We start from the raw sequence: 12,438 nt of genomic DNA, 5'->3' as shown, positions 1-12,438 counted from the left end.
GGAGAAGATGATGAAAAGAAGAACGGTATACTTAATTCTCCTGGTTATGGCACTCTGTCTCACTGGCTGTGAGAGAAGGAATCCCTTAGAACAGAATAAGGTGGAACAATATAAGATTTATTATTTGAATTCAGCAATGACCAGAATGGAGCCACAGGATTATGTGCTGCCGGAGAAACCAGAGGATTATGAACAAGCGCAGACAGACTGGGAGATTATGAATCTGTTGGAACAGCTTCGTACCGTACCCAATGATTTAGACCGGCAGGCAGCAGTGCCTGACAAAGTGGGATTTGAACGGTATAAACTGGAGGATAAGGTACTTTATCTGTATTTTGATAATAATTATGCCATGATGAACAACACCAGGGAGATTCTGTGCAGAGCTTCTTTAGTCAGAACTCTGACCCAGATCAAAGGGGTGGATTATGTGGTGCTCTATACGGCAGAGCAGCCTCTGATGGATAATTCGGGCAGCCCGGTAGGTCCCATGGCAAATGCTGATTTTATTGATAACATCAGTAACGTCAATTCCTATGAAAAGACGGAACTGGTTTTGTATTTTTCTGACCAGACGGGAGAGAAGCTGGAGCGGGAAACCAGGGAAGTGGTTCATAATGTGAATTCATCTCTTGAGAAGCTGGTTATTGAACAATTGATCAGCGGACCTGGAAGACCGGGATTAAATCCCACCTTGCCGAAAGAGACAAAACTTCTCAATGTGTCAGTGAATGAAAATGTCTGCTATATAAACTTTGATTCTTCCTTTTTAAATAACACCCTGGAAGTAAAGGAATATATTCCCATTTATTCGATTGTCAATTCTCTGGCTGCTGTAACTTCAATCAATAAGGTACAGATTACAGTCAATGGTTCTCAGGAATTTATGTTCCGGGATTCCATTTCTTTGAATCAGTTATTTGAACGGAATCTGGATTACAATGCAGAAAATGAAGAAGCAATAAGTGAAACAGGAGGAAATGAATAATAAAACGTCCATTATGTCTGATTGCAGGGGGATTTGTACTTGGAGAGACTGCCGCTTTGCTGGGTCTGACATCATGGCTTACGATTCCGGCTTTACTTGTTGCCGGAATGATTTTATATGGTTATTTGAGAGGCAGAGATTTTCGCTTTTTGTTCCTGCCTCTGATCTGTCTGTTCCTGGGTGCCGGCTGGACCCAGATACAGCAAAATAACTGGGAGAAAAGAGATCAACAAACAAAAGAACTGGAAGATCAGGAGCTTGAGATTCTTGGAAGAATTACTTCAATTGAAGAATCAGATGGGATTCTAAAACTTTCCATGAAAGATAACCGGTTGTGGAAAGCAGCCGACAAAGGAAAAAAGGCTCAAAAAGGCATTCAGATCCATGGGCTGCTTGTAACCATTCAGGATTATAAACAGAAAGAAAAAGAGGGAGAAGCGCCCTCTATGAAAGCTCTGGGAGTTGGAGAGACCATTTTCCTAAGGGGAACGGGGAAACGGTTTACAAAACCCAGGAATCCCGGAGAGTTCGACTCAAAAAAGTTTTATCAGGCAATGAACCTGGATATGAAAATTTATGGCCAGGAGTTTTCCATTGTAAATAGTCAGAAAGATGTAGTGCCTGAGGGGATAAGACGGGCAAAATTGTGGATTATCGGGACTTTTTACAGGCTGACTGGGGAAAAAGAAGCTGGAATTTTTGTGGCTTCTGTGATTGGCGATAAAGAGGGAGTTGCAAAAGAGATCAAGGATCTGTATCAGAAAAATGGGATTGCCCATCTCTTAGCCATCAGCGGTATGCACATGTCAGTCATTGGACTGTTCTTCTATCGGATTTTTCGAAGGGCTGGTCTTGGTTATGGTCTGGCAGGAGTCCTTAGTTCTGTGGTTGTAGTATTCTACGGGCTGTTAACCGGCAATTCTCCATCGGTGGCAAGGGCTGTAATCATGATGATTCTTGGGTTTTATGCTTCTTATCTTGGAAGAACATATGATCTTCTGTCTTCTGCATCTTTTGCAATTATTCTTTTGTCATTTCAATCTCCTTTTATTCTCATGCAGGGCGGAGTACAATTGTCTTTTGGTGCTGTATTTGCCATTGGCGGTGTGATGCCTGTAATCGCTGACTGGGTAGGAACAGAAAAACTGTTTGCCCGGACAATATCCACTTCAATCGCCATTCAGATGGTTACACTTCCGGTGATTCTTTATCACTTCTATCAGTTACCTCTTTATGGAATCTTTCTTAACTTCTTAGCAATCCCCCTTATGGACGGTGTTGTTTATTCTGGTCTGGCTGTGATCTTTTTTGGAAGCTTTTGTCCGGTTCTTGGGACTTATGCGGCTGGAATTGGAAATTATATTCTTACCTTTTATGAATTCGCCTGTAAATGGTTTGCCAGACTTCCCTTTTACAATCTGACCTTTGGAAGACCTGGACCAGAGCGGTTAATTGGCTATGGATCTTTTGTTCTGGCTGTTCTTTTTCTTTTACATCTGGCTTATACGATGCGGAGAAGAAAAGAAAAACAGAAAAAAGATCAGAATGAAGAGGAACAGGAACCCATAAGTTCCTGCCTCAGACGTCTTTTCCTTTTATTTATTGTCTATGGATGCTGCATGTTATTTTTTATACCGGCTCCAATCAGGGGATTAGAGGTTCTGTTTCTTGATGTAGGTCAGGGGGACGGTATCCTTGTGCGCACAAAGACTTCTGTGATTCTTGTAGATGGAGGCAGTTCTTCTAAGAAATCGCTGGGAGAGTACACGTTAGAACCTTGTCTTAAAAGTCTTGGAGTTTCTGTCATTACTTATGCGTTTATAAGCCATGGAGATCTGGATCATCTAAGCGGAGTACGGTATCTGTTGGAAGAAAGTGAAGATGTGAAGATTGAAACTGTGATGCTTCCGTATCAGGGAAAGGAAGATAAGGAAATAAAGAATCTGGATATGCTTGCACGAAAGAGGGGAACCAGAGTGGTCTATCTGAAAGAAGGAGATGGGGTTTCCGTGGAAGGATTAAAGATTGCCTGTCTTTATCCTGGAACAGATGATGTGGCAGATACGGTTAATGGGCAGTCGGAAGTGCTCCGGATGGATTATGGAGACTGCCATATGCTTTTTACCGGAGATATGGGAGAGAAGGAGGAGGAACGTCTGCTGGAGCGTGTGGGAGAAAAGGGGCTTTCTATCATTAACGTATTAAAGACGGCTCACCACGGATCAAAGAATTCTTCCAGTGAACCATTTCTCCAGGTGGTATCTCCCCGCTGGGCTGTTATTTCTTATGGGGAACGTAATACTTATGGACATCCTCATAGGGAAGTATTAGAGCGTCTGGAAGATCTGAACGCTGAAGTATTTAAGACAGGAGAAAGCGGTGCCATCCGGCTGTGGACCGATGGAAAAAGAGTTCATTTTTCCACTTACATTGACGGAGACGGATTCCATGGGTATAATAAAAGAAGGAAAAAAGGAGAGGAAACATATCATGCAGACGTTAAATAAGGATATGCAGGATCGTAGCTTTAAGCCGGTTTATCTCATTTATGGAGAGGAAACATTTTTAAAGAACAGCTATAAAAACAGAATGAAAGCTGCCATAACGGAAGGCGATACGGTTAATCTCAATCAGTTTGAGGGAAAAGGAATTGATGTAAGGGAACTGATCAGTCTGGCAGATACCATGCCTTTTTTTGCAGAAAGACGTCTTATTCTGATTGAAGACAGCGGTTTTTTTAAAAGCTCTGCAGAGGAACTGGCAGCTTATCTTCCCCAGATTCCCGACACGTCCTGCCTTTTATTTGTAGAATCAGAAGTGGACAAGCGGAACAAGATGTATAAAAAAGTAAAAGAGCTTGGCTATGCCTGTGAGATGCAGCGCCAGGATATGAAACAGCTTGGTAAATGGGCAGGTACGATTCTTTCCAGAGAGGGAAAGAAGATTACAGGTAATACCATGGAGCTGCTTCTCAGCAAAACAGGAGATGATATGGAAAATATCCGTATGGAGCTGGAGAAACTCATCAGTTATACCCTGGGAAGAGATGTAATTACCTCTGAGGATGTGGAGGCTATCTGTACGGAACGAATCACCAATAAAATTTTTGAAATGGTTTCTGCCATCGTCAGCCGGCAGACCAAGAGAGCCATGGATCTGTATGAAGATTTGCTTACATTAAAAGAACCTCCCATGAGAATTCTTTTCCTGGTTGCCCGCCAGTTTAACCAGTTGCTTCAGGTAAAGGAGCTGATGGGAAAGGGCGTGGATAAAAGCGGCATTGCTTCGAAGCTCAAGATTCCTCCTTTTGCAGCAGGAAAGATTATGCCTCAGGCAAGGTCATTTTCCAAAGAAGATATATTATCTTATGTAACCTTGTGTGTGGATGCAGAAGAAGCGGTTAAAACAGGAAAACTGGGAGACCGGATTGCGGTAGAACTGCTGCTGACTCATAAATATTGATTTATTCTATTATAAAAAACCCAAAAGTGTTATGGCACTTTTGGGTTTTCCAGTGTATCCTGACCAATCCTTTCAGAACTCTTTTTCACAGCAGGATGGATTCTCCTCGTAATAAGTACATAGCGCTTCCTGGGCAGAGATTGTGCCCAGAGTATCGCCCAGTTGGGAAAAAATACAACTGAGCAATGCGATCTCCTCATCGGTCCTGTCTTTGGCAATGCAGCAGGCGAGAGAGGAGATAAACATGACCAGTTCACAGGATTGCATAAAGACATCACCTCTAAGTAGTATATGTATGAAATCTCATACAAGACAGAGAAATCATTCAATCCATTAATTTATAGATATTAAAGGGTTCAAAAAGAATAATATACTGATCTTTTTGAAATCCTTTTCCGTACTTCGCTCCATAGCAGGAGATGGCTTCTTTTAGAAATTCTTCCGTCACTTCCAGATACTCTGCGATCTCATATCCATTCTGGCAACCGGCTTCCTTTGCAGCTAAGAGTTTTTCTACTGTAATCATCTTATTGTATGCCCACAGTCTGGCAGTACGTTCCTGTTTTTTATTAGAAATCTCCGATTGATCTAAAATGTCACCTGTGGTCGTATAATAATGGCCCAGTTCCTCTGCCAGAACACAAGCCTTCTGGCAGACAGGCATGTCCTGGCGGATTAAGATGTTTGTCCCACGGATTCGTCCGTCATTGGCAATCAGCGGTTTTTCCTTGATTGTAATACCCGTTGACTCTGCCTCTTCTAATAATGTGTCATAGTTCAAATAAATCACCTCAGAAAATAAAGTTTATTCATCAAAAAAGGCATCATCATGGTACCGCATCTCGTCCGTTACTTCGATGTCTGTCCTTTCATGGGCGGCAACCGGTATCAGATAGGACCGGTCTCTGGTATCTGGAATTTTAATAAGTTCCTGTTCTTTCCGATACTCTGGAATGTGCACCATCTCTTTTACACGCTTCAATGCTTCTTTCTGGCCTTTTTCATTCAGACAGTTGAAACTCTCAAGGATCTCTCCTGCTTCTGTTCCAAAACTGCTGTTTACATATTCCAACGGGGAAGAAGTATTATCTTCCCATCCCATTAAAAATGAAGGGGTAGTTCTCAGTGCTTTTGCGATTGCTTCGATCTTTGCCTGAGGAAGTCCTCTGCCATCCACTTCAATCTTATTAATGGAAGAGCGGGATTTGTATCCTGCTTTTTGTGCCAGTTCTTCCTGTGAAATTCCCAGTTCTTCCCGTCTCTTTTTAATGATCTGTCCTATATCCATGGGATCACCTCCATACTATGATTATACCACGCTGTAGAAATAATTTCAACAAATTTTCCCAAGAGTGTTGACAAAGGCAGAACAGTAGAGTATGATAATGACTGTAGACGAAATGACTACAAAAAATCACAGGAAAGGAGGGACGGTATGACAGATACCATTCGTCTCAACGAGGAAATCAGACAGTCGGGGCTGAAAAAAAGCTGGATTGCATCAGAACTTGGCTTGTCCAGTTATGGTCTTCTTCGAAAGATGAAGAATCAAAACCAGTTTAAGGCTGGAGAGATTAAACGGCTGTGCCAGTTGTTGAGAATTACATCGCTGAAAAAGATGGGCGAAATTTTTTTTACTGAAGATGTAGACGATATGACTACATATGAAAGAGAAGGAGGGGGAGGGAGGTAATGAAACATGTATAATCAGATGACAAAAGCCATTGAAAAAAAGCTTATTGAATTTTTTCCGGAAATAAAAGTTGCTTCATCCTGGAGTGAGAAAGAGAAGGAAACACCATATTTTTTAGTTTCCCTTCTTCGGGCAACAGAAAGTCCGGTAAATGGAAACCGATGGGTTCGGAATACACAGGTTTCTATTCAATATTATCCAAAAGAAGGACCGAAAGCAGGAGAAGAGAGCAGCCGTGTACTGGAAATGTTAATGGATTGTCTGGATCAGATTACAGGAGAAGATGGCTGTTCTTTTCGGGGAAGCAGCAAAAATGCGTCAATGGAAGATGGGATTTTGGATTTTAAAGTGGAGTATAGAAATTATGTTTTAAAAACCCGCCAGGAAGAAGAATCCATGGATCATGTGGAACTAAGATAAAAGAGGTGCAGTTATGGCAAAGAGTGAACAGAAAACAAAAAAACAGACAAGTTCAGAACGTTTTACAAAAAGACAGCTTGTGTGTTCAGAGAAGTATTGCAATCAGAGCGATCTGCTCTGTGCATTGCTTGATGACGGGAAGTTGTATTCTCTGTCAGAAGCAGATGAAATTATGAAACGATTTATGAAAGGAAAGGTGAAAGTATGTTAGGTGGAGGAAAATTTACAATTCAAAACAAAGTATTTCCAGGTGCGTATATAAACTTTGTGAATCGCGCATCAGCAGATGTATTCGTTGGAAAGAGAGGAGTGGCAGCAATTCCCATGGTTCTTTCCTGGGGACCAGAAAAAGAGGTATTTGAAGTTACTTCTGAAGATTTTCAGAAAAATGCAAAGGAGATCTTTGGTTATTCCTCAGATGAACCCTCCATGCTTCCGGTTCGGGAACTGTTTAAAAATATGACAAAGGGCATTTTTTACAGGTTAAATACAGGTACTCGCAGTTCCAATGATTATGCGGAAGCAAGATACTCCGGAGAGCGTGGAAACAGTCTGATGACAGTGATTTCAAAAAATGTGGACGATGAAAATAAGTTTGATGTAAAGACTCTGTTTGCAGGAAAAGAGGTGGATTCTCAGACTGTTGCAAGTGCTATGGAACTAAAAGACAACTCTTATGCTGCATTTAAAAAGGAGGCAGATCTTGCAGAAACTGCTGGGACTTCTTTCACAGGAGGAACCAATGGGGCCAGCGTGACAGGAGAAGATTATGCGGAATTTCTAGGCAGGATCGAGAGCACATCATTCCAGACTCTGTGCTGTCCTTCTACAGATGACAAAGTAAAAGCTCTGTTTGTGGCTTATACAAAACGATTAAGAGAGGAAGGGGGGATTAAATTTCAGACAATTGTCCATCAGTATTCAAAAGCTGACTATGAAGGAATTATTTCCGTTGAAAACGAAGCGGAAGAATCGGCAGCAGGTCTTGTTTACTGGGTGACAGGTGCAGAAGCTGCCTGTGAAATCAATAAAACCAATGAGAATAAGGTCTACGATGGAGAATATACCGTGAAAACTTCTTATACACAGGCACAGCTTGAAAATGGTATGAGGGCTGGTAAGTTTTTCTTCCATAAAGTAGGGGACCATGTCCGCGTACTTTCCGATATGAATACTCTGATTACCTATACGGATGAAAAAGGAGAGGATTTCTCAAATAATCAGACAGTCCGGATTCTTGACCAGATTGGAAATGATATTGCATCTTTATTTAATACCCGCTATCTTGGAAAGATTTCCAATGATGCTGCAGGCAGGGTAGGGCTTTGGAATGATGTTGTTACATATGGAAAACAGCTAGCGGTTTTAAGAGCCATTGAAGGGCTTGACGCAGAATCTATTACCGTAGATAAAGGCGAAGGAAAAAGATCTGTTGTTGTTAACTTCCCGGTTCAGCCGGTGAACTGCATGAGTATTTTATACATGACAGTCGTTGTATCATAAGAAAGGGGATTAAAAAATGAATCAGATTACGATGAACGCATGGGATGCAATCAGTGCTGCAAAAGCGGAGTGCTATATTACAATTGAAAATGAACGTTACAATTTTATGCAGGCTTTAAAGCTGGAGGCAAAAATTGAGAAAGTAAAATCCGAAATCCCGATTCTGGGACGGGCAATGAAAGGAAATAAGACGGTAGGGATGAAAGGAAGCGGTTCTGCTTCATTTCATTATAACACCAGTATTTTCAGGGATCTCTTATACAAATACCAGCAGTCTGGAAAGGATATTTATTTTGATATCCAGGTTACCAACGAAGATCCTACTTCCAGTGTTGGACGACAGACTATTATCTTAAAAGATTGTAACTTAAATGGCGGTCTTGTCACCAAATTTGATGCAACTGGAGAATATCTGGAAGATGAATTTGAGTTTACATTTGAAAGCTGGGAGATGCCGGAACGTTTTGGAACAGTAGAAGGAATGCAGTAAAGAAAAAAGGAGTGTAAAGCAATGGGAGAATTAAGTTGTTTTTTAAGTCAGAATGCAATTAAGGTAGACAAAGAAAAATTTATAGCCTCAAAAAGGTTTGTTGGAGCAGATAAAAAACCGGTTGAATGGGAAATCAAAGCCATTACTTCCAGAAAAGATGAAGAATTAAGAAAAGAATGCACCAAACGGGTTCCAGTAACAGGAAAAAAAGGACAGTACACCCAGGAGACTGATTTTAACTTATACCTTGGTAAATTGGCGGCAGAATGCACTGTTTATCCAAATTTAAATGACAAGACTCTTCAGGATTCCTATCAGGCAATGGGGGCAGATGCTTTATTAAAGGTCATGCTGACAGCAGGAGAGTATGCTGGATATGTGGAGCAGATTCAGAAGGTAAATGGTTTTGATGTTACTTTGGAAGAACAGGTTGAAGAAGCAAAAAACTAATTGAAGGAGGCGATATGGAGGCAAACATTGCCTATTATTGCCTCCACAAGCTTCACAGATGGCCTCATGAATTTTTAAACCTGGAACGAAGGGAACGGGCTTTTATTATTGCAGCAGTACAGCTAAAACTGGAAAATGACAAAAAGGAAGCTGCGAAAGCAAAGGCAGGAAGAAGATAGTAGAAAGGAAGAACGCCTGAAAACGTTCTTCCTAATAGGGAGGAAAGGAGGAATGACAATTGGCTTCAGTACAATATGCACTTCAGGTTTATGATGGTTCAAGTAAGGCACTAAAGGTGATTGATGAATCCATTCAAAAGGCAGGCAGATCGCTGCAGGCTTTTCAGATAAGTGCTTCAAAATCTTTGGTATTTCCAGGAATGTCAGGAATAAGAAAGAATCTTGATATTATTGATGGGAAGTATGTGGAGATTACAGATAGCATCTCTACAGCAGAAAAACAGCAAAAAGGATTAAATAAGAGCATTGAAGATGGAAAGAAAAAGACTGGAGATTTAAAAGACGTATGGAAGAAGCTGTCGAAAGGATTTGGCAGTGTAACTTCTAAGCTGGGGAAATTAGGTGTTGATACCAGTCTTATGGATCTGGTAAACCGGGCAAGCAGCGTAAAAGATGCCGGTAATATGATACAGGCCAAAACAGGTATGGGGGGAGCTGACCTTGATATGGCAAAAAAGAGTGCGAATAATCTTTATGCCGATCATGTCAGTAAGAGTCCAGAAGATGCCGCAAACAGTATTGCATCGGTGCAGCAGATGACTGGGAAGACAGGAGCTGGACTTGAGCAATTAACCCGAGCTGGATTATTAATGCAGGATACCTTTGGATACGGTTTGACTGACAGCATTCAATCTGCGGGAATTCTGGAACAGAAGTTTGGAGTAACAGGTGCACAGGCCTTTGATTTGATTATTCAGGGAACCCAGTCAGGACTGAATAAGAATGGAGAACTTCTAAGTACTATTAATACAAATGCAGACAGTTTTAAGAAACTGGGATTCAGCGGACAGGATATGTTTAATATGCTGATCAATGGTGCAGCAAGTGGAAATGTTTCGATCAGTACCATGGGAAATGCAATGAATGAATTTTCAACCAGAGTTTTAGGCGGGGGAGCAGAGGCTAAAGAGGCTTTTTCCGCTCTGGGGCTTAATGCAGAAAGTATGCAGACTGCTTTTGCTGGCGGCGGAGAAACGGCGAGGGCGGCATTTGAACAGACAATTGCAGCTCTAAATGAAATAGAAGATCCCATAAGCAGAAATGCAGCAGGAATGCAGTTGTTTGGAAGTTCTTTTGGGGAACTCGGTCAGAATGGTATCAATGCAATGGCGGATTTAAATGGTTCGGTGGAACTTTCCACTAGTCGTTTAGAGGAGTTAAATCAGATAAAGTATAACAATGCAAGTGATGCCATTGGTTCCCTTGTTAATACAATAAATCTGGGGCTGGCACAGACGGTGGGAAATATGGTGAATCATATTGCAGGTGCGATCAGGGACTTTACTACTGGTCTACAGGGAAATGTGGGTGAAATCAGTGGAATATTTGGAGGAATTGGTTTGGTTGCCGGAACCATAGGCGGCATCATTTCTGATTCGTGGTCCATTTTGGAACCTGTTATATGGGGAGCAATTGCAGCCTTAATTGTATATAATTCAACAGCAGGGTTAAGCTGGCTTACAACACTAAAAGGAGCAGCAGTCATGGCTTGGAAAACAATTTGTGACTGGGCTGAAACCGCGGCAATCATTGCAATGATTATAGCCCAGAATGGCTTAAATGCAGCTTTAGCAGCATGTCCTCTTACCTGGATTATTATATTAATTATTGCAATCATCGCATTGTTCTTTGCTGCAGTAGCAGTTTTTAATAAGTTAGCTGGAACTTCTGTAAGTGCTACAGGAATTATATGTGGGGCATTTATGGGTGCACTGGCATTCATTGAAAATATTCTCATGGCTTTCGTGGAGCTTGTGTTTGGTGTAATTGAGTTTCTAGTAAATCCATTTATTGCATTTGCGAACTTTATTGGGAATCTGTTTGATGATCCCATAGGTTCCATTATTCATCTGTTTTTTGATATGGCAGATGGAGTGTTAAGTGTAATTGAAAAAATAGCAAAAGCAATTGATCTGGTTTTTGGAACAAAAATGGCAGCAACTGTAACCGTATGGCGTGAAAATTTAACCTCCTATGGAGATAAGCTGGCAGATAAGCTGGGTAACGGAAAGTACGAAAGGAAACAGGGACCTCTTGATATGGATAAGGTCATGGCGGATATGAATTTATCTATGAATCATATCAGTTATGGGGATAACATGAAAAAGGGTTACGAGGCCGGAAAAGGAGGGATGAAGTCTTTAAAGGATGGCTTAGGTGATTTTGGAAGCATCTTAAAAGGTAAGACAGATGCCTTTGATCAATCTGCTTATAGTGAAAATCCTGCTGAGAATAATCCGCTTAGTGGAGCCGGAATTCCAGAAAGTATTACAAAAAACACAGGAGATACGGCAATGAATACCGCCGCCATGGCAGATCAGATGGACTCTATGGATGAGGAATTGAAATATATGAGGGATGCCGCAGAACAGGAGATTATCAACCGGTTTACCCTTGCAGATTTAAAACTGGATATCAACAATAACAATACAATAAAGAATGTAGCAGATGTGGACAATGTGATTCGTATGCTCAGCGATACCACATCAGAGGTGCTTAGTTCCTGGGCGGAAGGAGTAAATGGATAATGGCTTATGAAATCTATATTGATGATATGCTTCTGCCCCTGCCTCCCCAGAAGATTCCGGTAAAATATGGAGGGCAGAATAAGACGGTAAATTTAATCAGTGGAGAAGAAATCAATCTTGTAAAGCCTGCAGCTCTGGCGGAAATCAGCATTGACGTAATCATACCGCAGATGGATTATCCAAGTGCAGTCTGGGATGGAAGTGTAGAAAGCGCAGAAGATTTTTTAGAAAAACTGAAAGAACTGAAACAGCAGGGAAAACCGTTTGAGTTTCTGGTAATCCGGGAAAGCATGGGAGGAGAAAGTCTGTTTGATACAAGTATGGATGTGACCCTGGAAGAGTTTAAGGTTTCCGATGATGTCAGTGAGGGGCTTGATTTATCCGTTTCCCTTACTTTAAAAGAGTACAGACATTACGGGACGAAACTTAAAACATTTAAGATTGTTGATAAAGAGACAGCGGAAGGAGAGAACACAGAAGGAGAACGGTCAGGGGAACCAGTGTTAGAGTCCAGTTATACCGTAGTAAAAGGAGACTGTCTCTGGTCCATTGCAAAAAAGAAGCTTGGGAATGGGAATCGTTGGCAGGAAATCCATCAGTTAAATCAGGACAAGGTGAAGAACCCAAATCTTATTTATCCGGGACAGGTTCTTACAATGCCTTAG

The 12,438-nt window shown here is 41.4% G+C and carries 15 protein-coding genes; 12 read left to right on the top strand and 3 right to left on the bottom strand.

Annotated features, from left to right (window positions below):
* The first annotated feature begins 7 nt into the window (after positions 1-7).
* Genes FAY33_RS09235 through holA form a run of 3 tightly spaced genes read left to right on the top strand, consistent with a single transcriptional unit; the run spans position 8 to position 4,450 of the window.
* Positions 8-988 carry a GerMN domain-containing protein gene (locus tag FAY33_RS09235; protein ID WP_347562674.1) on the top strand — a complete coding sequence of 327 codons (981 nt, stop codon included), beginning with the start codon at positions 8-10 and terminating at the stop codon, positions 986-988.
* Between the two features lie 56 nt (positions 989-1,044).
* Positions 1,045-3,495, top strand: coding sequence for a ComEC/Rec2 family competence protein (locus FAY33_RS09230; protein WP_143320932.1), 2,451 nt, complete (start codon positions 1,045-1,047; stop codon positions 3,493-3,495).
* Positions 3,479-4,450 (top strand): DNA polymerase III subunit delta, encoded by a 972-nt coding sequence (gene holA, locus FAY33_RS09225; RefSeq protein ID WP_143320931.1) that lies wholly within the window; start codon positions 3,479-3,481, stop codon positions 4,448-4,450. The genes FAY33_RS09230 and holA overlap by 17 nt, the downstream gene beginning before the upstream one ends.
* A 72-nt stretch (positions 4,451-4,522) precedes the next feature.
* Here holA and FAY33_RS09220 read toward each other — a convergent pair whose 3' ends face one another.
* From FAY33_RS09220 to FAY33_RS09210, 3 genes are read right to left on the bottom strand one after another with little or no spacing between them, the layout of a single operon-like run.
* Entirely contained in the window at positions 4,523-4,717 is a 195-nt protein-coding gene (locus tag FAY33_RS09220) for a DUF6774 domain-containing protein (RefSeq protein WP_143320930.1), read from the bottom strand.
* A 58-nt stretch (positions 4,718-4,775) separates the two neighbouring features.
* Positions 4,776-5,231 carry an ImmA/IrrE family metallo-endopeptidase gene (locus FAY33_RS09215; protein WP_143320929.1) on the bottom strand — a complete coding sequence of 152 codons (456 nt, stop codon included), beginning with the start codon at positions 5,229-5,231 and terminating at the stop codon, positions 4,776-4,778.
* A 24-nt stretch (positions 5,232-5,255) separates the two neighbouring features.
* On the bottom strand, positions 5,256-5,738 hold the full coding sequence (locus tag FAY33_RS09210) for a helix-turn-helix transcriptional regulator (protein WP_143320928.1): 483 nt from the start codon (positions 5,736-5,738) through the stop codon (positions 5,256-5,258).
* A 147-nt stretch (positions 5,739-5,885) separates the two neighbouring features.
* On the opposite strand from FAY33_RS09210, the gene FAY33_RS09205 reads away from it, so the two are divergent.
* From FAY33_RS09205 to FAY33_RS09170, 9 genes are read left to right on the top strand one after another with little or no spacing between them, the layout of a single operon-like run.
* Positions 5,886-6,143 (top strand): hypothetical protein, encoded by a 258-nt coding sequence (locus FAY33_RS09205; RefSeq protein WP_143320927.1) that lies wholly within the window; start codon positions 5,886-5,888, stop codon positions 6,141-6,143.
* 6 nt (positions 6,144-6,149) lie between these two features.
* The gene (locus FAY33_RS09200) at positions 6,150-6,563 is read left to right on the top strand and encodes a DUF6838 family protein (RefSeq protein WP_143320926.1); all 414 of its coding nucleotides are present in this window, start codon (positions 6,150-6,152) and stop codon (positions 6,561-6,563) included.
* 13 nt (positions 6,564-6,576) lie between these two features.
* Entirely contained in the window at positions 6,577-6,774 is a 198-nt protein-coding gene (locus tag FAY33_RS09195) for a hypothetical protein (protein ID WP_143320925.1), read from the top strand.
* Positions 6,768-8,066, top strand: a complete 1,299-nt coding sequence (locus tag FAY33_RS09190; protein ID WP_143320924.1) for a phage tail sheath family protein — start codon at positions 6,768-6,770, stop codon at positions 8,064-8,066. The genes FAY33_RS09195 and FAY33_RS09190 overlap by 7 nt, the downstream gene beginning before the upstream one ends.
* 16 nt (positions 8,067-8,082) lie before the next feature.
* A complete protein-coding gene (locus FAY33_RS09185) occupies positions 8,083-8,556 on the top strand; it encodes a phage tail tube protein (protein WP_143320923.1) in 474 nt (157 codons plus the stop codon).
* A 21-nt stretch (positions 8,557-8,577) separates the two neighbouring features.
* Complete coding sequence (locus FAY33_RS09180; protein ID WP_143320922.1) at positions 8,578-9,006, top strand: phage portal protein; 429 nt, start codon at positions 8,578-8,580, stop codon at positions 9,004-9,006.
* Positions 9,007-9,020: 14 nt separating this feature from the next.
* On the top strand, positions 9,021-9,185 hold the full coding sequence (locus tag FAY33_RS19365; protein ID WP_185967559.1) for a hypothetical protein: 165 nt from the start codon (positions 9,021-9,023) through the stop codon (positions 9,183-9,185).
* A 59-nt stretch (positions 9,186-9,244) separates the two neighbouring features.
* Entirely contained in the window at positions 9,245-11,773 is a 2,529-nt protein-coding gene (locus FAY33_RS09175; protein ID WP_143320921.1) for a phage tail tape measure protein, read from the top strand.
* Entirely contained in the window at positions 11,773-12,438 is a 666-nt protein-coding gene (locus FAY33_RS09170) for a LysM peptidoglycan-binding domain-containing protein (RefSeq protein WP_143320920.1), read from the top strand. The genes FAY33_RS09175 and FAY33_RS09170 overlap by 1 nt, the downstream gene beginning before the upstream one ends.

This window comes from Clostridium sp. HBUAS56010 (assembly GCF_007115105.1).
GTDB lineage: Bacteria > Bacillota > Clostridia > Lachnospirales > Lachnospiraceae > Lacrimispora.
This window is presented reverse-complemented; position numbering and strand designations above follow the sequence as displayed.